The sequence below is a fragment of the Pseudomonas sp. G5(2012) genome (genome assembly GCF_000408945.1).
Lineage (GTDB): Bacteria > Pseudomonadota > Gammaproteobacteria > Pseudomonadales > Pseudomonadaceae > Aquipseudomonas > Aquipseudomonas umsongensis.
Window position 1 is genome coordinate 1 of record NZ_APIO01000097.1, and the last position, 19,187, is coordinate 19,187.

At 61.1% G+C, this 19,187-nt stretch carries 20 protein-coding genes; 10 read left to right on the forward strand and 10 right to left on the reverse strand.

All coding sequences use genetic code 11. The features are described 5' to 3' along the window. Positions 1–196: 196 nt before the first annotated feature. The gene (locus PG5_RS25750) at positions 197–1,066 is read right to left on the reverse strand and encodes an oxaloacetate decarboxylase (RefSeq protein WP_020800000.1); all 870 of its coding nucleotides are present in this window, start codon (positions 1,064–1,066) and stop codon (positions 197–199) included. A gap of 201 nt (positions 1,067–1,267) precedes the next feature. Here PG5_RS25750 and PG5_RS25755 point away from each other — a divergent pair, with 201 nt between their 5' ends. Next, positions 1,268–1,840 carry a histidine phosphatase family protein gene (locus PG5_RS25755; RefSeq protein WP_020800001.1) on the forward strand — a complete coding sequence of 191 codons (573 nt, stop codon included), beginning with the start codon at positions 1,268–1,270 and terminating at the stop codon, positions 1,838–1,840. Continuing rightward, positions 1,840–2,595 carry a precorrin-6A synthase (deacetylating) gene (cobF, locus tag PG5_RS25760; protein ID WP_020800002.1) on the forward strand — a complete coding sequence of 252 codons (756 nt, stop codon included), beginning with the start codon at positions 1,840–1,842 and terminating at the stop codon, positions 2,593–2,595. Before PG5_RS25755 ends, cobF begins: the two co-directional genes overlap by 1 nt. Positions 2,596–2,603: 8 nt before the next feature. On the opposite strand, the gene ftrA is transcribed toward cobF, so the two are convergent. Beyond that, positions 2,604–3,578 (reverse strand): transcriptional regulator FtrA, encoded by a 975-nt coding sequence (gene ftrA / locus PG5_RS25765; protein WP_020800003.1) that lies wholly within the window; start codon positions 3,576–3,578, stop codon positions 2,604–2,606. A gap of 101 nt (positions 3,579–3,679) precedes the next feature. Here ftrA and PG5_RS25770 point away from each other — a divergent pair, with 101 nt between their 5' ends. From PG5_RS25770 to PG5_RS25785, 4 genes are all read left to right on the forward strand, one after another. Further along, entirely contained in the window at positions 3,680–4,099 is a 420-nt protein-coding gene (locus PG5_RS25770) for a rhodanese-like domain-containing protein (protein WP_020800004.1), read from the forward strand. A 363-nt stretch (positions 4,100–4,462) separates the two neighbouring features. After that, a complete protein-coding gene (locus PG5_RS25775) occupies positions 4,463–5,242 on the forward strand; it encodes an ABC transporter substrate-binding protein (protein ID WP_020800005.1) in 780 nt (259 codons plus the stop codon). Positions 5,243–5,430: 188 nt separating this feature from the next. After that, positions 5,431–6,543, forward strand: coding sequence for a succinylglutamate desuccinylase/aspartoacylase family protein (locus PG5_RS25780; protein ID WP_020800006.1), 1,113 nt, complete (start codon positions 5,431–5,433; stop codon positions 6,541–6,543). Positions 6,544–6,704: 161 nt separating this feature from the next. After that, positions 6,705–7,421 carry an alpha/beta hydrolase gene (locus PG5_RS25785; protein WP_020800007.1) on the forward strand — a complete coding sequence of 239 codons (717 nt, stop codon included), beginning with the start codon at positions 6,705–6,707 and terminating at the stop codon, positions 7,419–7,421. 3 nt (positions 7,422–7,424) lie between these two features. Here PG5_RS25785 and PG5_RS25790 read toward each other — a convergent pair whose 3' ends face one another. The 6 genes from PG5_RS25790 to PG5_RS25815 all read right to left on the reverse strand — a co-directional run bounded on the left by PG5_RS25790 (position 7,425) and on the right by PG5_RS25815 (position 12,524). Continuing rightward, positions 7,425–7,997, reverse strand: coding sequence for a hypothetical protein (locus PG5_RS25790; RefSeq protein ID WP_020800008.1), 573 nt, complete (start codon positions 7,995–7,997; stop codon positions 7,425–7,427). A gap of 155 nt (positions 7,998–8,152) precedes the next feature. Next, on the reverse strand, positions 8,153–8,827 hold the full coding sequence (locus tag PG5_RS25795; RefSeq protein WP_020800009.1) for a glutathione S-transferase family protein: 675 nt from the start codon (positions 8,825–8,827) through the stop codon (positions 8,153–8,155). 83 nt (positions 8,828–8,910) lie between these two features. Next, positions 8,911–9,699: a hypothetical protein gene (locus PG5_RS25800; protein WP_020800010.1), complete on the reverse strand. Its 789-nt coding sequence runs from the start codon at positions 9,697–9,699 to the stop codon at positions 8,911–8,913. Positions 9,700–9,930: 231 nt separating this feature from the next. After that, positions 9,931–11,112, reverse strand: a complete 1,182-nt coding sequence (locus PG5_RS25805) for an acetyl-CoA C-acetyltransferase (RefSeq protein ID WP_020800011.1) — start codon at positions 11,110–11,112, stop codon at positions 9,931–9,933. Between the two features lie 11 nt (positions 11,113–11,123). Then, positions 11,124–11,789, reverse strand: a complete 666-nt coding sequence (locus tag PG5_RS25810) for a CoA transferase subunit B (RefSeq protein WP_020800012.1) — start codon at positions 11,787–11,789, stop codon at positions 11,124–11,126. A 36-nt stretch (positions 11,790–11,825) separates the two neighbouring features. Beyond that, the gene (locus tag PG5_RS25815; protein ID WP_020800013.1) at positions 11,826–12,524 is read right to left on the reverse strand and encodes a CoA transferase subunit A; all 699 of its coding nucleotides are present in this window, start codon (positions 12,522–12,524) and stop codon (positions 11,826–11,828) included. A 141-nt stretch (positions 12,525–12,665) separates the two neighbouring features. Between PG5_RS25815 and PG5_RS25820 the strand changes: the two genes are divergently transcribed. Next, a complete protein-coding gene (locus tag PG5_RS25820; protein ID WP_020800014.1) occupies positions 12,666–13,583 on the forward strand; it encodes a LysR family transcriptional regulator in 918 nt (305 codons plus the stop codon). 115 nt (positions 13,584–13,698) lie between these two features. Here the strand turns inward: PG5_RS25820 and PG5_RS25825 are convergent, their stop codons facing one another. Together PG5_RS25825 and PG5_RS25830 are read right to left on the reverse strand one after the other, a co-directional pair. Further along, positions 13,699–14,541 (reverse strand): NAD-dependent protein deacetylase, encoded by an 843-nt coding sequence (locus PG5_RS25825; protein WP_042955740.1) that lies wholly within the window; start codon positions 14,539–14,541, stop codon positions 13,699–13,701. 141 nt (positions 14,542–14,682) lie between these two features. Next, the gene (locus PG5_RS25830) at positions 14,683–15,729 is read right to left on the reverse strand and encodes a class I SAM-dependent methyltransferase (protein WP_020800016.1); all 1,047 of its coding nucleotides are present in this window, start codon (positions 15,727–15,729) and stop codon (positions 14,683–14,685) included. A 371-nt stretch (positions 15,730–16,100) separates the two neighbouring features. Between PG5_RS25830 and PG5_RS25835 the strand changes: the two genes are divergently transcribed. The 3 genes from PG5_RS25835 to PG5_RS25845 all read left to right on the forward strand — a co-directional run bounded on the left by PG5_RS25835 (position 16,101) and on the right by PG5_RS25845 (position 19,170). Further along, positions 16,101–17,435, forward strand: coding sequence for an acetamidase/formamidase family protein (locus PG5_RS25835; protein WP_052024732.1), 1,335 nt, complete (start codon positions 16,101–16,103; stop codon positions 17,433–17,435). 144 nt (positions 17,436–17,579) lie between these two features. Then, on the forward strand, positions 17,580–18,419 hold the full coding sequence (locus tag PG5_RS25840; protein ID WP_020800018.1) for a DUF692 domain-containing protein: 840 nt from the start codon (positions 17,580–17,582) through the stop codon (positions 18,417–18,419). Then, positions 18,412–19,170: a DUF2063 domain-containing protein gene (locus PG5_RS25845; protein WP_020800019.1), complete on the forward strand. Its 759-nt coding sequence runs from the start codon at positions 18,412–18,414 to the stop codon at positions 19,168–19,170. The genes PG5_RS25840 and PG5_RS25845 overlap by 8 nt, the downstream gene beginning before the upstream one ends. Positions 19,171–19,187: the final 17 nt, after the last annotated feature.

Sequence of the window (19,187 nt, forward strand, 5' to 3'; positions counted from 1 at the left end):
AGTCCCTTTTGTCAAACGCCCTCCGGTTGGCTTCGCTGCACCTACATGCAGCGTGTTCGACTGCGTCGAACGGCGCTGCGCGCCACTCCCCGGATGAACACCGGAACGAGGCCTCCCGATATAGGGCGGGTGGATCAAGAGCAAGAGCAAGAGCAAGAGCAAGAGCAAGAGCCGGCCAGAGCCAACCCTTCAGCCCTTACTCTTTAACATGCATGAACTCCTCCGCCCAACGGATGTATTCCTCTGGCTGGGTGTAGGTATGCGTCAGTTCGGTAGCGCTGAGATCTGCCGCCTGGGTAAATATCTGGCGCTGTTCGCGCAGGCTGTCGTACGTCGCCTTGATGGCGGCGAAGTAGGCGCCGTGGCCGTCGATGACGACTCGCACGCCCAGTTCGGCGAGGCGTTTGTCGTCACGCAACAACGGATTGCCGTAGGTCACCAGCATCAGGGGCACGCTCAGGTGTTCGGCGATCTGCTCCAGGTGGTCGAAATCCTTTACCCCCACCATGCATATGCCGTCCGCGCCGGCGGCTTGGTATTGCTTGGTGCGGCTGATGATTTCCTGGACCGGCAGGATGCCTGCATGGGTGCGGGCGATGATTGCCATTTCCGAGTCGCACCGGGCTTCCAGTGCCGCGCGAATCTTGCCGACTCCTTCGGCGACCGTGATCAGGTCCGTGGATTTTCGACCAAATTGTGCTGGCAGCAAGGTGTCTTCGATGGTCAGCGCGGCCACGCCGGCACGTTCCAGCTCAACGATGGTGCGCATGACATTGAGCGCGTTGCCGTAACCGTGGTCGGCGTCGGCAATCACCGGCAATTGGGCGACGCGGCCGATACGGGTGGCCTGTTCGGCGAATTCGCTGAGGGTGATCAACGCAAAGTCCGGGGCGCCCAGGACCTGCAAAGACGCGACCGACCCACCAAGGATCCCCACCTCGAAACCGAGGTCAGCAGCGATGCGTGCCGACATCGGGTCGAAGACCGACGCGGTGTGATAGCAAGTGTTGGAGGCGAACAGTTGGCGAAAATTGCGGCGCAAATCTTGATGAGAAAGCCTGGACATATGAGTTCCACCAATGGAAATGGAAAGGCTTGAGCAAAAGTGTCAACGCCGAAGAAGTGGAAGGCTATCACGTGGGCCGGTCTGAAATGATGACGAATTTGCAGGTTTTCCGGCCAAGACGATCTGTCTTACGGCACAATTGTGCAATGACTGACGGCCAGGCACTGATTTTCCTATTTATCCCAAAGAGTGATTTTTTTCGTGCAGGCAACCCGTTTGACCTTGATCTGCCACGCTCGAACCCAGGCACAGAAACTGGCGCGCTTTCCTTTGGACGAACCCCTGGAGATGGATTGGCAATCGGCGCGTGGCTCTCGGGGCGCTCGATTCTCGCAGGCATCGCGCCTGCTGTGTGCTCCAGAGTTACGTACACGACAGACCGCCGAGCTGTTCGGTACGCCCGTGGAAATCGTCGACGCCCTGCGCGATTGCGACTTTGGTCATTGGCGCGGCATGCGAATCAGCGACCTGCAAAAAAACCAGGACGAACGACTTCAGGCCTGGCTTGCCGACCCACGTTCGGCACCCCACGGTGGCGAGTCGGTGGCGCAAGTCGGCAAACGCGTCGCCACCTGGTTGAAAACCCTGGAAGCGCAACCCGGCCATGTACTTGCCGTGACCCATCCATTCGTCATGCGTGCCGCATTGATGCACGTGCTGCAGGGTTCAGCCTTCAACCTGATCGATGTCGAGCCGCTGTCGACGATAGACCTGCAGTTCCATGGTTGCTGGCGGCTCCGGCTGTCGTGCAACGATAACGAGAGAATGCCTTGATGAAAAAACTGCTGGTCATCGGCATCGGCGCCGGCAACCCTGACTACATCACCCTGCAGGCCGTGAAGGCGCTGAATCGGGTGGATGTTTTTTTTATCATGGACAAGGGCCAGAGCAAGGATAAGCTGATCGACCTGCGCCGCGAGCTGTGCGAGCGCCATATCACCGATCCGCACTACCGTTTTGTCGAAGCCTCGAGCCCGGAGCGCGAGCGTGGCGACGTCGACTACAGAACCAGCGTCGATGCGCTGAACCTGGCCAAGCAGCGAACCTTCGAGCGGCTGATCAATGAAGAACTGGCCGATGACCAGTGCGGCGGTTTTCTGGTGTGGGGCGACCCGGCGTTGTACGACAGCACCATTCGCATCCTGCAGGCGATCCTGGTTTCAGGCACCTGTGCCTTCGAGTTCGAGGTAATTCCCGGCATCACCAGCGTCCAGGCGCTGGCCGCGCAGCACAAGGTGGCGCTTAATCAAATAGGCCGCTCGGTTGAAATTACCACCGGCCGGCGCTTGGCCGCGGGGCAGGTGAGTGATGCCGACAGTCTGGTGGTGATGCTCGACGCCCAGGATGCTTATCAGCATGTTGAGGATCGGCAGACAGAGATTTACTGGGGCGCCTACCTCGGGACGCCGGATGAAATCCTCATCAGCGGCAAGCTCGAGGAGGTAGCGCAGCAGATCGAGCGGGTGCGCAAGGCGGCCCGGCAGGCCAATGGCTGGATCATGGACACCTATCTATTGCGCAAGCCCTGAAGCACCCCTCAGGAGATGCGCTTGTCCGTTTGCCCAAACCGTTCCCGGTACACTGACGGCGGCAGGCCGACCACATTGCGAAATGCCACGCGAAAGCTTTCCACTGAACGATAACCACACAGCTGGGCGATTTGCTCGGTGTGCTGGTCGGTGCTTTCCAGCAATTCCCGGGCACGCCCCAGGCGCTCATGTTGCAACCAGGTCTTGGGCGACTGACCGCTGGCTTCGGTGAAACGGCGCAGGAACGTGCGCTCGCTCATGGCGGCTTCGCTGGCCAGGTCGCGAACCTCCAGCGGTTCGTGCAAACGCTCGCGTGCCCACTGCATGACGCGCGAAAGATCGCTGCGCGGCGTAGGACTGACCGGTGTCGGAATGAACTGTGCCTGGCCCCCGGTGCGTTGCGGTGACATCACCAGGCGCCGCGCCACCGAGTTGGCGACCTGGGTACCGAAGTCCCGCGCCACCAGATGCAGGCAGGCGTCGATACCGGCTGCGCTGCCGGCCGAGGTGATCAATTGACCCGAGTCGACATAGAGCACGCCTGGGTCCACCAGGATATTCGGGAAGCGTTCGGAAAGCTCCGCGGTGTAGCGCCAGTGAGTGGTGGCTCCGCGACCGTCGAGCAAGCCGGTAGCGGCCAGTACGAACACCCCCGAGCAGATCGACAGTAACCGCGCGCCCCGCGCATGGGCCTGGCGCAGGGCCATCAGCAATGCCTCAGGCACGGCTGCATGACGATCGCGCCAGCCGGGAATGATCACGGTCCGGGCTTGTTCCAGCAGCTCCAGGCCGCCATCGGCCAGTACTCGGATGCCGCCCATGGCGCGCATCGGGCCTTGATCGACGGCCGCGATCTGATGGCTGTACCAAGGGAAATCGAACTCTGGCCGCGCCAGCCCGAAGATCTCCACGGCGATGCCGAATTCGAAGGTACACAGGCCGTCGTAGGCCAGGATCGCGACCAGCCCTGGAGAAGCATGCATTTGGCGGAAAATTCCCGGTGAGTGTCTTGTGCGCCACTTTAGCCCCTGGCGCCGCGTAGATAAAGTCTGTTCACACCCACTGACCTTCCGGAGCCCTGCCCATGACCAGCCTCGTGCGCGAAATACCAGCCGCCCCTTCAGCCATTGCCTTGATGCATTTCAGCAACCGCCTGACATTCGAAACCGACTGTTCCGACGTCTACGCCAGCCAACAGGCCGGTGAAGTCGATTTTGTCCTGGTGGATGTGCGGGGGCCGCTGGCGTTCGACCGGGGGCATGTACCCGGCGCGATCAACATTCCCGGGCGCCTGCTCACCGTCGATGGTTTGCGCGACTACCCGAAAACCAGCCTGTTCGTGGTCTATTGCGCCGGCCCCCACTGCAACGGCGCGAACAAGGCAGCGGTGAAACTGGCGGCGCTGGGTTACCCGGTCAAGGAAATGATCGGCGGCGTGACCGGGTGGCTGGACGAAGGGTTCGCGTTGAGTGCGGCGAGTGCCGCTGTCGGCTGTGCGTGCTGACCCCCTGTAGGAGCGAGCATGCTCGCGATGCACCTGAGAACGCCGCGGGGTGTCAGGTACCCCGCGTCATCGTTGACGACCATCGCGAGCATGCTCGCTCCTACGTGTCGGTGGCGACCACGGATCGACGTCTCGGCAAACCTCGTCCTTTGTAGGAGCGAGGTGGTTTTCTATCGGACGTTGCACCGCTTTAGCGCATGCTGGATTCGCTTGCGCGTCGCTGACCACTTTCCGTAAATATTTGTCGCCTCCAAATAATTTACCCTGTGAAGGCCGCTCTAGACTGCCGGCCACTTCGGTTTCCCGGCCACAAGCTACCGACCGAAAGTTGCCAATAAAAGTCTCCGCACACAGGAGTTATAAATGAAAAAGCTAGTGATGTTCGGTGCCCTGGCACTGTCGATGTTGTCCCTGACCGCCGTGGCCGCGGATACCAAGCCCATCCGCATCGGTATCGAGGCCGGTTACCCGCCGTTCTCGATGAAAACCCCTGACGGCAAACTCACCGGTTTCGACGTGGACATCGGCGACGCACTGTGCGAGCAGATGAACGTCAAGTGCACTTGGGTCGAGCAAGAGTTCGACGGCCTGATTCCTGCGCTGAAGGTCAAGAAAATCGACGCCATCCTCTCGTCCATGACCATCACCGACGATCGCAAGAAAAACGTCGACTTCACCATCAAGTACTACCACACCCCGGCGCGTTTCGTGATGAAGGAAGGTTCCGACGTCAAAGATCCGTTGACCGAGCTCAAGGGCAAGAAAGTCGGTGTCCTGCGTGCCAGTACCCATGACCGTTTTGCCACCGAAGTGCTGCAACCGGCAGGGATTATCCTGGTGCGCTACGGTTCCCAGCAGGAAGCGAACCTGGACATGGTGTCCGGTCGCGTCGACGCACTGCTGGCCGATTCGGTCAACCTCGACGACGGTTTCCTGAAGACCGACGCCGGTAAAGGTTTCGCTTTCGTGGGGCCTGAGTACAACGACCCGAAATACTTCGGCGGTGGCGCCGGGATTGCCGTGCGCAAGGGCGATACCGCCTTGGCCGAGCAGTTCAACAAAGCCATTACCGAGATCCGCGCCAACGGCAAGTACAAGCAAGTTCAGGACAAGTACTTCAAGTTTGACGTTTACGGCGAGTAATCGAGCCGTTCAAAAAAATGGCCCCGTTGACGCGGTGGCCATTTTTTTATGCTCATGATTTATCCTCCCTATCACATTGCTCACTGTAGGAGCTGCCGCAGGCTGCGATCTTTTGATCTTGCTTTTAAAAAATCAAAATCAAAAGATCGCAGCCCGCGGCAGCTCCTACAGAGAATCGGAGTCTTCCCATGCAACGCATCGACCATTCACTGCCCTGGAGCCACCTGGGGACCGAGCGCACCCTCAGCGTGTTTCGATATGGCGCAGGCACCCGCAAAGTCTATATCCAGGCCAGCCTGCACGCTGATGAACTGCCAGGCATGCGCACGGCCTGGGAGCTCAAGCAGCGCCTGGCGGAACTGGAAAGCCAGGGTCAACTGCAAGGCCTGATCGAACTGGTGCCGGTGGCCAACCCCATCGGTCTCGATCAGCACCTGCAAGGCAGCCACATGGGTCGCTTCGAACTGGGCAGCGGCAAGAACTTCAACCGCTCGTTCGTCGAACTCAGCGCACCGGTAGCGCAGCGGGTGGGTGATCGTCTGGGCAGCGATGCCGAGGCTAACATCGCCTTGATTCGCCAGGCCATGGGCCAGGTACTCGACGACCTGCCGGCCCCGGCGTCGCAACTCGAAGCAATGCACCGCCTGTTGCTGCGCCACGCCTGCGACGCCGACATCACCCTCGATCTGCATTGCGACTTCGACGCGGCAATCCACCTCTACGCCTTGCCGCAACACTGGCCGCAGTGGCAATCGCTGGCGGCGCGCCTGAAAGCCGGGGTGGCGTTGTTGTGCGAAGATTCCGGCGGCAGTTCCTTCGACGAATCCTGCTCTTCGCCCTGGTTACGCCTGGCCAGGGCTTTCCCCGAAGCCGCCATCCCACCGGCCAACCTGGCAACCACGCTGGAGCTTGGCAGCATGGGCGATACCCGGGTCGATCAGGCCCGGGCCAATTGCGAGGCGATCCTGGGCTTTCTCGCCGAGCAGGGTTTCATCAAGGGCACCTGGCCCGTGGCACCGAGCGAGTGCTGTGAGGGCATGCCGTTTGAAGGCACTCAATACCTGTTCGCACCGCATCACGGCGTGGTCAGCTTCCTGCGCGATGCCGGTGAATGGGTGGAGCAGGGCGATGCACTGTTTGAAGTGGTCGACCCGCTGAACGACAAGCTCACTACCGTGCGCGCGGGCACCAGTGGCGTGTTGTTCGCGATCGATCGTGGTCGCTATACGCAACCGGGCACCTGGCAGGCGAAAGTGGCGGGGCGCAAGCCGATTCGCGTTGGGAAGTTGATTAACGATTGAGGGGAGATTCATTGCACGCCTCGTGATCGGTGGATGCACGGGTGAGAGGGGATGAGCCCGGTTCTGGTGCAGTCGATTCGGCAATCGTGCCACTGTTGGGAGTCGCTCCAACGAAGGTGCTAGGCTCTGTCCTGAATCCTGCGCACGGTGAAGGAAGGTTTATGCTGAAGTTTCTCGCTCTGTTCACGCTGCTGGCATCCGCCACTGTCCACGCTCAACCCCCCCTGCAAACCGATCTGCCGCTCAAGTACATGGAACAGGTCAACCGCGATTCCAGCGGGCAGCCGCTGGTGATTTTTCTCCACGGCTATGGCAGTAACGAGCAGGATCTGTTCGGCATCAAGGATGACTTACCCAGCGAATACAACTACCTGTCGGTGCGGGCGCCGATGGTGATGCAAGAGGGAAGTTACCAGTGGTTTCGCAAGAAAGGCGAAGGTGCCTACAACGGCGAGACAGATGACCTGAAGTCCAGCGGCCAGTTGCTGCTGGAGTTCATCACACTGGCGACGAACAAATATCACACACAACCGCATAAGGTGTTCCTGGTGGGGTTCAGCCAGGGCGCGATCATGTCCTACGAAGTCGCCCTGCGGCGTCCCGAAGCGGTGGGCGGGATTGCCGCGTTGAGCGGGCGGATCCTGCCGGTGCTGCGGTCCGAGCTCAAACCGGATGAAAAGCGCGAGTCGCTGGCGATTTTCATCGGCCATGGCACGGCGGACCAGCGCCTTCCCTTGAGCGATGGCACCGAAGCCAACAGCCTGTTGCAAAGCGTATCACTGGAGCCCGAGTTCCACGCTTACCAGGGTGTCGGACACAGCATCAGTGCCGAAGAACTGCAGGACTTGAGCGCCTGGCTGCAGCGCCTCAACCCCTGAGGCTTATTTGCCGCTGACGATCTGCTTTATCAGGGTTTCGTGGGCCGCCATGTCGCCGGGGCGGGAGATGACCTGAATCACGGTCATGCGGTTGCCCGATGCCGCCATCAACGTGGTGTTGAGGGTCGTGCCGCCGCCCTGGGTGGCGGTGCTGTCGACCTGGCGCACGCCCAGTCCTGTTGCCTTCAGGGTCAGGCTTTTTTCGCTGAGTTTGTTGTAGTCCGGCAGGGCTTGGTGTTGCGCCGAGTCGAAATCGGCCGCGGTGCCGTCGAGAAACTCGCCGTCGTTGTCCTTGACCTTGACCCCCTCGGGCAGGCTGTTTTGCGCAGCGATCACCACGGTCTTGGTGGTTTCATTGGCGTACATGGTGCCGCTTGCGCCCGTGGGGCTGGCTGGCAACGGGTTGGCGATGAAACCCTTGGGCAGGGTGAAGGTGAACTTGCCGTCGAGCATCGAGACCTTCTGCCCCTGCACCGTCTCTTTGGCGGGGGCCTTGGCCGCCTGCACAGTCAAAGCCCCCAGGCTGGCAGCTGCTGCCAGCAACAGGACAACGGCTTTTTTACTCAACAGTGACATTCGAAAACTCCAGGGATGGTCGCGCGGTGGGGGCGCGATCATCCCATGGAGGTCGTGACGCATTCCAGTGCGGGCTAACGGACGGTCACTCACTCCAAAGAGCAGGCGCCCGCCGTGATCACTCATTTTCATCACCTTCGAATGTCGTGAACGTCTTACCGGGCCTGGTTCTGCGGGAACAGGTTACGGCGAGTTTCTTCGTCGAATTCGGCCTTTAACACCAGCTTCTCTTTCAGGCCCAGGGCTCGCTGGGCCGCCGGGCGGGCGCTGATTTCGTCAAACAGGCGCTTGACGTTGGGGTAGGCAGCCAAGCCGTTTTCGCCAAGGATGTACGGCGCATAGTTGGCCCAGCCCCAGAGTGCCATGTCGGCGATGCTGTAGCTGTCGCCAGCCAGGTACTGATGGTCGGCCAGACGCTGGTCGAGTGCGCGATAGTGGCGTTCGACTTCCTTGAGATAGCGATTTTTCGCGTAGGGCAGGTCCTCTGGGGCGTGATGCAGGAAGTGCACGGCCTGGCCGGAGAACGGCGACAGGCCGGTGGCAATGAACATCAACCACGACAGCAACTCGGCGTTGCCGGCAGCGCTGCTGGGCAGGAAACGCTCATGCTTTTGCGCCAGGTGCAGCAGGATGGCCTGGGAGTCGAAAACCGTCGCTTCGCCATCGACCAGGGCCGGAACCTTGGCGTTCGGGTTGATCGCGAGGAAGGCTGGCAAGTGTTGCTCGCCCTTGAAGGTGTCGACGCCGATCAACTCATAGGGCGTTTGCAGTTCTTCGAGCAGCAGGGCGACTTTCATCGGGTTAGGCGAAGGATGGAAAAAGAATTTCATGGTGTAGGCCTCAGTCGGGATTGGTTTGGAACTGAGGCTGATGGTGGAGCAAACCTGTTCGATTGACGTACGAGGATGTTGCGCTACTCGTTCGAAATGGTTGAACGTGTTGCCTGGGGAGCGGGTTTCGCCAGCAACCGCCTGGTGACGCCGAGCATGGCTACCGAGACGGCCACGCCAACACCAAAACCCATCATGCCCATGCTGGGCAAGGTCAGCGTCACGACCAGGCAAAAAGCGGAAAATGAATACATACCGGTGGCCGTTGCCCGCAGTAACGCGGCGGTAAACGCCGGGCCTCGGGTTTGCTGGGAGAACACCGCCATCACACTGCCCAGCACCGGGAACACGGCGAGCAGGCCGCTCCAGCGGTCGCCAACGGTACTCGCGAGCCAGGTGACAGCCAGGGTCAGCAAGGCGCCGGCAATCATGCGCAGCAGCAATTTATCGGACTTTGGCGCCGGTCCTGAAACGATTGGCTGCACGGCCGGGAATAAGTGCGGCGCGGCCAGCAGTGCAGTGGCGGCGGCAATCACCGAGAGGGGGAGTGACGGTGGGAGCAACGACAGGACCACGGCAACCAAGGCCCATACCAGGAGCGAGATCGTCAATGCCAGCGGCCATTTTGCGCGTTGCGCGACCTGCGCATAGGTCACGCAGAAGGCAATCATCGCGAACATCGCCGACAGTGCGGCCATGGCCGACTGGGCGGCGAATGCCTGGCCTTGCTCGATGGCAAGGAACAACAGGATAGGCCCGACCACCACCGGCAACCCCGACAACCAACCCGCCACGCTTGGCCCCCAGCGTTTGCCCGCCAGGGAGATCAGTAGCAGAAAGCCAGGAATGACCAGTAATTTGAGCATCAACACGCGCACGTCTCCGACCTGTGTATGGGCGGCAACGTTAGCATCTAGCGGGGGGGATTTGCTCTAGTGTTGAACACATTTTGTATACAAAATGGAGTGCCCGCTGGCTCCTACAAGGAGGACGAGCCGTTCAGCCAATAAAGAAACCCGGTACGACGTGAGTCACACCGGGTGTTTTGCCAGGCGGCGGCGGATCTTCGTGGGTCCCCGCGCCGTCTGTTAAACGCTGTCGTCTTAAGCCCGTTCGAGCGCCAAGGCCACGCCCTGACCACCACCGATGCACAGGGTGGCGAGGCCTTTCTTGGCGTCTCGCTTGATCATTTCATGCAGCAGGGTCACCAGGACGCGGCAACCCGAGGCACCGATCGGGTGGCCGAGGGCGATAGCGCCGCCGTTGACGTTGACCTTGTTCAAGTCCCATTCCAGGTCCTTGGCCACGGCCAGCGATTGTGCGGCGAAGGCTTCGTTGGCTTCGATCAGCTCAAGCTGGTCGATAGACCAGCCAGCCTTGTCCAGGCAGCGGCGAGTGGCCGACACCGGGCCGATGCCCATGATTGCCGGGTCCACGCCAGCGTTGGCGTAAGCAGCAATTTTTGCCAGTACCGGCAAGCCCAGGGCCTTGGCTTTTTCGGCACTCATCAGGATCACGGCCGCGGCGCCGTCGTTGAGCGACGAAGCGTTGCCAGCGGTCACCGAACCGTCCTTCTTGAAGGCAGGCTTGAGCTTGCCCAGGGACTCGGCGGTGGTGCCGGCCCGTGGCTGCTCGTCGGTGGCGAAGGACAGCGGATCGCCCTTGCGCTGTGGGATCAGGATCGGGGTGATTTCATCGACGAAACGCCCGGCTTCGATGGCGGCCACGGCTTTCTGCTGGGAAGCGGCAGCGAAGGCATCCTGCTGCTCGCGGCTGATGTCGTACTTCTGCACCAGATTCTCAGCGGTGATGCCCATGTGGTAATCGTTGAACGCATCCCACAGGCCATCGCTGATCATGGTGTCGACGATTTGTGCGTTACCCATGCGCAGGCCGGTGCGGGCACCGGGCATGACGTAGTTGGCCAGGCTCATGTTTTCCTGGCCGCCAGCGATGATCACGTCGGCGTCGCCGCAGCGGATCGCCTGGGCGCCCAGGTGCAGGGCCTTGAGGCCCGAGCCACAGACCTTGTTCAGGGTCATGGCCGGCACGGCAAACGGCAGGCCTGCCTTGATGGACGCCTGGCGCGCGGGGTTTTGCCCGGCACCGGCGGTCAACACTTGACCCATGATCACTTCATCGACTTCGGCCGGGTCCAGACCAGTTTGTGCCAGCAATTGACGGATCACCGCCGCGCCCAGGTCAACGGCGGAAACATTGGCCAGGGAACCCTGGAAACTGCCGATCGCGGTGCGTGTGGCGGCAACAATGACGACTTCTTGCATGGAATGGTTCCTCACTGGTCAGCGAACTGCATTTCCGGAACGTGGTCCGGGATGATCAGTTTACCAGCGGTTTTGGCGACGATTTCTTCAACGCTGACGCCAGGTGCGCGTTCCTTGAGGACAAATGCGCCATTCTCGATTTCCAGGTAAGCCAGGTCGGTCAGCACGCGCTTGATGCAACCGGCGCCGGTCAGCGGCAGGCTGCATTGGGACAGCAGCTTGGACTCACCGTCCTTGGACGCGTGGGTCATGATGACGATGATGTTGTCTGCGCCAGCCACCAGGTCCATGGCACCGCCCATGCCCTTGACCAGCTTGCCGGGGATCATCCACGAGGCGATGTTGCCTTGCACGTCGACCTCAAAGGCGCCCAGCACGGTCAGGTCAACGTGGCCACCGCGGATCATCGCGAAGGACTCGGCCGAGGAAAAGATCGAGGCGCCGATACGGGCGGTCACGGTTTGCTTGCCGGCGTTGATCATGTCGGCATCGATGGTTTCTTCAGTTGGAAAAGGACCCATGCCCAGCAGGCCGTTTTCCGACTGCAGCATGACTTCCATGCCTTCGGGGATGTAGTTGGCGACCAGGGTCGGAATGCCGATGCCCAGGTTCACGTAGAAGCCGTCCTGCATTTCGCGGGCGACGCGTTGAGCCATTTGTTCGCGGGAAAGTGCCATTGTTGTTATTCCTTCATTCGGTCCGGGGGCAGGGGATCACTTACGTACGGTGCGCTGTTCGATGCGCTTCTCGAACGTGCCGCAGATGATCCGGTCGACGTAGATGCCAGGGGTGTGGATCTGCGACGGCTCCAGCTCGCCGGGTTCGACGATCTCTTCGACTTCAACCACGGTGATCTTGCCGGCGGTGGCAGCCAGCGGGTTGAAGTTCTGTGCGGTGTGGCGATAGATCACGTTACCGAAATGGTCGGCTTTCCAGCCTTTGACGATGGCGAAGTCACCGGTGATGGATTCTTCCATCAGGTACTTGCGGCCATGGAATTCGCGCACTTCCTTGCCGTCGGCGACTGGAGTGCCGACGCCGGTGGCGGTGAAGAAGGCCGGGATGCCGGCACCGCCTGCGCGCATTTTTTCAGCGAGGGTGCCTTGCGGGGTCAGGATGACTTCGATTTCGCCCTTGAGCAGTTGCTCCTCGAACAGCTTGTTTTCGCCGACGTAGGAGGCCACCACTTTGCTGATCTGGCGGTCGGTCAGCAGCACGCCGAGGCCGAAACCGTCGACGCCGCAGTTGTTGGAAACGACGGTGAGGTCGCGAGTGCCTTTGCGCTTGATCTCGTTGATCAGGTTCTCCGGGATCCCGCACAGGCCGAAGCCGCCGGCGATCACGGTCATACCGTCTTCAAGACCGGCCAGGGCTTCCTCGTAGGAACTCACGCGCTTGTCGAAACCTGCCATATGCACCTCTTTTATTCTTTGTGGGCGGCTGGCTAGCCGAATGGGATTGAGTGTCGCGCGACAAGATTCATTTGTTAAGTTGATTTTTAATGTTGATTAATGGATAAAACTCAACAATCTAACGCGTTGGAGACAGTGACCATGACAGTCAAGCAGATCCGCGCCTTCCTGGCTGTGGCCCAAAGCCTCAGTTTTGCCGTGGCCTGCGAGCGCCTGCACCTGTCGCAATCGGCCTTGAGCCTGACCATCAAGGCACTGGAGGAGGGCCTGGGCGGGCGATTGTTCACCCGCAACACACGCAATGTGGCGTTGACCGCCGAAGGCGAAACCCTGGTGCCGCTGGCGCGCCGCCTGATCGCCGATTGGGACAATGCCGAGGATGAGTTGCGCCAGCGCTTCACCTTGCAGCGTGGTCGAGTGACCCTGGCGGCCATGCCCTCGTTTGCCGGCAACCTGCTGCCGCCGATCCTCAAGACATTCCGCGTCCGCTATCCGAAAGTCAACGTCACGGTCAACGACGTGATCAACGAGCAGGTGCTGGAAATGGTTCGCGACCGCCAGGTGGAGCTCGGTGTGGCGTTCGAGCCGACCATGAGCTCATCGCTGCAATTCACGCCACTTTACATGGATCGCTTCGTGGCAGTGGTGCCTCAAGACTCACCGCTGGTCGAGCTCGAGGAAATCGACTGGCAGACCTTGCTCGAGGAACCGTTCATTACCTTGCAGCGCCCGTCGACGGTGCGGGTGATGCTGGAAGAGCATTTGCAGGCCCGGGGCATGAAGCTGCCGGTGGAGTTTGAAAGCCATCAACTGGCGACGGTCGGGCGGATGGTTGCCAGTGGGTTGGGCGTGAGCGTGGTTCCGGCCTTGTGTGTGGGTCAGATGCGTGAACTCGGAGCGCATTGCATTACCTTGCGTGACCCGGTGTTGGAGCGGGCCATTGGCGTGCTGACCTTGCAGGGAGGGGAGTTGTCGGCGGCGGCGCAGGCATTGTTTGATGTGCTCAAGGAAGAAAATCTCGGCCAACAACTTTCCCCTGGGCTGAACAAACCCCTGTAGGAGCTGCCGCAGGCTGCGATCTTTTGATCTTGTTTTCTGGCGGTGCTGAAATTGCTGAGGATCAAGATCAAAAGATCGCAGCCTGCGGCAGCTCCTACAAGGGGGAGGTGTTTTGTCAGGCGGAGAGGCGCTGTGCCAGTAACGGCAGCAACTGCTCGCACGACCCCTCGATTTTCAGGTCCAGCATGTCATCCGCCCGTGTCTTGCCCAGGTTGATCGCCAGCAGCGGCTTGCCCTGATCCACCACCGCCCGGCACAGGCGAAACGCCGAGTACGCCATCAGCGACGAGCCAACCACCAGCAACCCGGCGGCCTTTTCCACCGTGGCCAGCGCTTTCGCCGCCGTGTGCTGTGCAACGTTCTCACCGAAAAAAACCACGTCCGGTTTCAACCGTTCGCCACTGCAATGCGGGCAGAGCGGAACCTGGAAGCGTGCCTCGAAGGCCGGGTCGAGCAAGGTGTCGCCGTCCGGCGCCTGCACTGCGTCCACGCCTGCGAGGTAGGGGTTTTGGGTTTCCATCAGCTGCTGGATCGAATCGCGCTCGCTGCGTCTTGCGCAGTCCAGGCACAGTACCCGGTGCAGGCTGCCGTGAAGTTCGATCACATCATGGCTGCCGGCCTGGTCGTGCAGGGTATCGACGTTCTGCGTGATCAAGCCGCCGATCCGTCCCGTGCTTTGCAAGCGGGCCAGGGTGTCGTGGGCCACGTTCGGTTGCGCCTGGCGCACCCGCGGCCAGCCAAGCATCGCCCGCGCCCAATAGCGCCGCCGGGATTCGGGTGCCGAGAGAAACTCCTGATACATCATGGGCTGGCGGCCACGGCGCACGCCCTGATTGTCACGGTAGTCCGGAATGCCCGACGGGGTACTGATACCGGCACCGGTCAGGACCGCGAACGGCTCGTCGGCGATGAGCTGTTGGAGCTGGTCGAGTTGTTCGTGGATAAGGCTATCGAGCATCTCAATACCCCGCAAACCTGTAGGAGCGAGCACGCTCGCGATGGACGTCAACGATAACACTGGCGGCCTGACGCCCCGCGGTGTTTCGTCTTCAATCGTCGGAGCGCCGCCCGGAACATGCTCGCTCCCACAGAAGGGGGGCTATTTACGTGCTTCGAGGATCAGGTTGAACGGCGTTTCCGTAGCCCGGCGGAAACTCGAGAACCCGGCCTCACTGAACACCTTGCGCAACCGTGCTTCACCTGCTTGTGCGCCAAGGCCCAGGCCGACTTCCTGGGACAGCGAATTGGGCGTGCAGATGAAGGTGGAGGCGGCATAGAACAGCCGGCCGACCGGGGTGATGTTGTCGTCCAGCGAGTCGTTGGCGAACGGCTCCACGAGCAATACCGTGCCATCCGGCTTCAAGGACTCGTACGCGTGCTTGGCCGCGCCCACCGGGTCGCCCATGTCGTGCAGGCAGTCGAAGTAGCAGACCAGGTCATAGTCGTTGCCGGGATAGCTCTTGGCCGTACCCTGGAAGAACCGTGCCCGGCCGGACACGCCACCTTCTTCGGCGCGCTGGGTGGCGACGGTGACGGACGGCGCGTGGTAATCGAAACCAACGAACCGCGAGTTCGGGTACGCCTGGGCCATGATCACCGTCGACGCGCCGTGACCGCAGCCAATGTCGGCGACCTTGGCGCCTTCCTCCAGTTTGGCTACCACACCGTCCAGGGCCGGTAACCACTCGGCGATCAGGTGCGCCTTGTAGCCGGGCCGGAAGAAACGTTCGGTGCCGCTGAACATGCACGGGTGGTGATCGCCCCACGCCAGGGCGCCATCGCCACGCATGGCCTTGACCAGTTTGTCCTTGTCATGAAAAAACGATGCAACTACGCCGATGCCACCCGCCACATAGACCGGCGAGTCTTCGACGGCCAGTGCCAGGGCTTGTTCTTCGGGCAGGCGGAATTGACCGTCGCTGTGTTCCATATAGCCAGAAGCTGCGTGGGCGCTGAGCCATTCGCGCACCAGGCGAGGGTTGCAGCCGGTCTTCTCGGCGAGAGCTTCGGGCTTGACTGGCTGGCTGTCTGCCATGGCCCGGTACAGGCCGAGCTCTTCACCAAGGATGACGTTAGCCAGCATCGCCGCGCCGCCCATGTCGCCTACCAGTTTGCCCATGAAATCGTTGAGTTTGGCCTCGTCCATCACGTGTGCTCCTTTTGCAGGATCAGAGTCCAGTGGCGGTGTTTATCGAGGCGTTCGCCCCTGGGCGGTGGTCGTGGAATGGACAGGACGATCAACTCGTCCTGTGTGGATTAAGTTTAGTTCTCAGGGGCTGTGGCGCCGTCCCAAGCGACGAAAGCCAATGTCCCTGATTGACGCAGCCCCCTGTGGGAGCGAGCAGGCTCGCTCCCACAGGGAGGGTGTTTGGCAGTCCCTATGCATGTATCCCAATGTATCCAGACTGTTTCTCGATACAGTCCCCGCCAATTCAAGGCCACCCCCGAACACAGACCAGATACAAACCTGCGCTGAACTGTGAGGACCATTCGCTCCTGACTCCGATGGGGATCATCATGACAACGCTTGTGCCTCAACCCACTCTCAACGCCGCGCCGGTCGATCGCCTGCGGGTCGATCGCTACACCAATGGCATCATTGGTCCGAGCCAGCCGATGCTCGGCCCGCTGGCCGATGGCGGCACCCTGGTCACCGGAACACCGCCAGGTTGCTGGGGGCCGATGATCACGCCCGCTTTCGAGGGGGGCCATGAAGTGACGCAACCGGTGGCCATCGCCGGGGCGCAAATCGGCGATGCCGTGGCGATCAAGATCAACAGCATGCGCGTCACGTCGCTGGCCACTTCCTCCGGGGTCATGAGCTTTGTCGAGGGGCGCTACAACGGCGATCCGTTCGTCTCCAAGTTCTGCTCCAAATGTGGCACCGAGCATCCGGCCAGCCATGTCGAAGGCATTGGCGAGGACGCGATTCGCTGCAACCACTGTGACGCCGAGGTCAGCGCATTTCGCTTCAGCCACGGCTATGTGATCGTCTTTGACGCGCAGAATCAGGTCAGCCTGACGGTCAACCAGGACATCGCCAACCGACTGGCCGGCAATGCCTCTGAGATGTCGGCGCTGCCGGAATTCGCCGCGCAGCATTCAATCCTGTCCCTGGCCCGCGCCGATATCCCCGGGGTTGCCGCGCCTATGCGGCCGTTCCTTGGAAACATCGGCACCTTGCCGTCCCGAGACATTCCCGACTCGCACAACTGTGCCGACTTCGGCCAGTACCTGATCAATGCGCCGCACCGTTTCGGCATGACCCGCGAAGAGCTGCACGCGGCCAAGACCGACGGCCACATGGACACCAATTCGGTCCGCGAAGGCTGTGTGTTGATCTGCCCGGTGAAAGTTCCGGGGGCCGGCGTTTACATGGGCGACATGCATGCGCAACAGGGCAACGGCGAGATCGCCGGCCACGCAACCGACTGTTCCGGGGAAACCGAGGTGGTGGTGCAAGTGGTGAAAAACCTGACGCTGGAAGGGCCGATCCTTCTGCAAAACCTTGATGATCTGCCACCGATGGCGCGCCCGATGGATGCCGGGCAGCGCGCTAAAGTCCGGGAGCTGGGAGAGCGCTGGGGCCAGCACGAGATCGAACAGAGTGGCCCGATCACCTTCATCGGCAGCGGCGAGAACCTCAATCTGGCGGTGGAAAACGGCTTGACCCGAGCCGCCACCGTCACCGGCCTGCCTTATGACGAAGTGCTCAATCGCGCCACCATCACCGGCTCCATCGACATCAGTCGCCTGCCAGGCACTGTGCGCGTGACCTTCCTGTGCCCGATGGATGTGCTCGATCGCATGGGCATCGGTCATCTGGTGCGCGAGAAGTACGACCTGGCGTAATGCCTGGATGCGGGTTTGTACCAGAGTGTGTACAGACCCGCTGGCGATACAAGCGTTGCTGTTTTCCGTCGACCCGCCACACAGGCCCGATACATCCCTTCGATTAACTGTGATGACATTCTGACAACCCTTGGGATCGACATCATGCAAACCCCTGTCACATCAGCACAGGCCAGCGTCGGGCTCGGCCTGCGTCGCGGTTTGATCAAAGACCTGCTGGCCGCCCCGGCCGGCCATTTCGACTTTCTTGAAGTCGCGCCGGAAAACTGGATCGGCATCGGCGGCGCCCATGGCCTGGCGTTTCGAACCCTGGCCGAGCGCTACCCGTTATCCTGCCACGGCTTGTCCCTGTCCCTGGGCGGGCCATCGCCGCTGGATGTCGAATTCCTGAAAGAGGTGCGGATCTTCCTCGATCACCACGACGTGCCGCTGTACAGCGAGCACTTGAGCTACTGCAGCGACGACGGTCACCTGTATGACCTGTTGCCGTTGCCCTTTACCGAAGAGGCGGTGCATCACGTCGCCGCGCGCATCCGTCAGGCCCAGGACATTCTCGGCCGCCGCCTGGCGGTGGAAAACGTCTCCTACTATGCCGCACCGCAGCAGGACATGGACGAGGTGACGTTCACCAACGCCGTGCTGCGTGAAGCCGATTGCGACCTGTTGCTGGACGTCAACAATGTGTACGTCAACTCGATCAACCATGGTTTCGACCCGCGTACGTTCCTGGCCGGGATCGAAGCGAATCGTGTCGTGGCCATGCACATCGCCGGGCATTTCGATGAGTCCGACACCTTGAAAATCGACACCCATGGCGCTTCGGTGAAACCGGCGGTGTGGTCGTTGCTGGCCCAGGCCTATTCCCGATTTGGCGCGCAACCGACTTTGCTCGAGCGCGATTTCAACTTTCCGGCGTTTTGCGAACTGGTCGCCGAGTTGCAGACCATTCGCCGGTTGCAAACCGAGGGGGTCAACCGTGGTTAAGCGCACCCTGCAAGAGCAGCAAAACAGTCTGGGGCGCTACGTGCGCGACCCCGAGCGTTACGCGCCACCGCCGGAAATGGACCCGGCGCGGGCCCAGGTATATCGCGACCTGGTGTTCGCCAACTTGTCGTCATTGATCGGCGGCACCTTTCCGGTATTGGTGAAGATTCTCGGCGACACGCAATGGCGGGCGCTGGTGCGGATTTTCCTGCGCGACTACCGAGCCCACACGCCGAAATTCGGCGAAATCGCCCAGGAGTTTGTCGAGTTTCTGGCCTCTGAGCCTGCGGCGCTGGCTGCTGGCCCCTGGCCGCCGTTCATGGTCGAACTGGCGCACTACGAATGGGTGGAAATGGTCCTGCAACAATCCGAAGCCGAGCCGTTGCCCGGCGGCGATGTCGATGGGCTGCTGGATTGTCCGTTGCAGGTTTCGCCATTGGCCTGGCCCTTGGCGTATGCCTGGCCAGTGCAGTTGGTCGGGCCGCATCATCAGCCTGATGCGCCACCGGATCAGCCGACATTGCTGCTGGTGCGTCGGGACCCGGATTTCAGCGTGAAGTTTTCTGAATTGAGCCCGTTGGCGTTTCGGTTGTTGCAGCGTATCGAGGAATTTCCCGGGCAGACCGGACGTGCGCAGTTGCAGGGATTGGCGGCGGAGGCGGGGATGACGGAATCGACGGTGTTTATGGACAGTGGGCTGGGGTTGTTGCGGCAGATGCACGGGGAGGGCGTCGTAGGCGTCGTTGCTTGATGATCGTTCCCACGCTC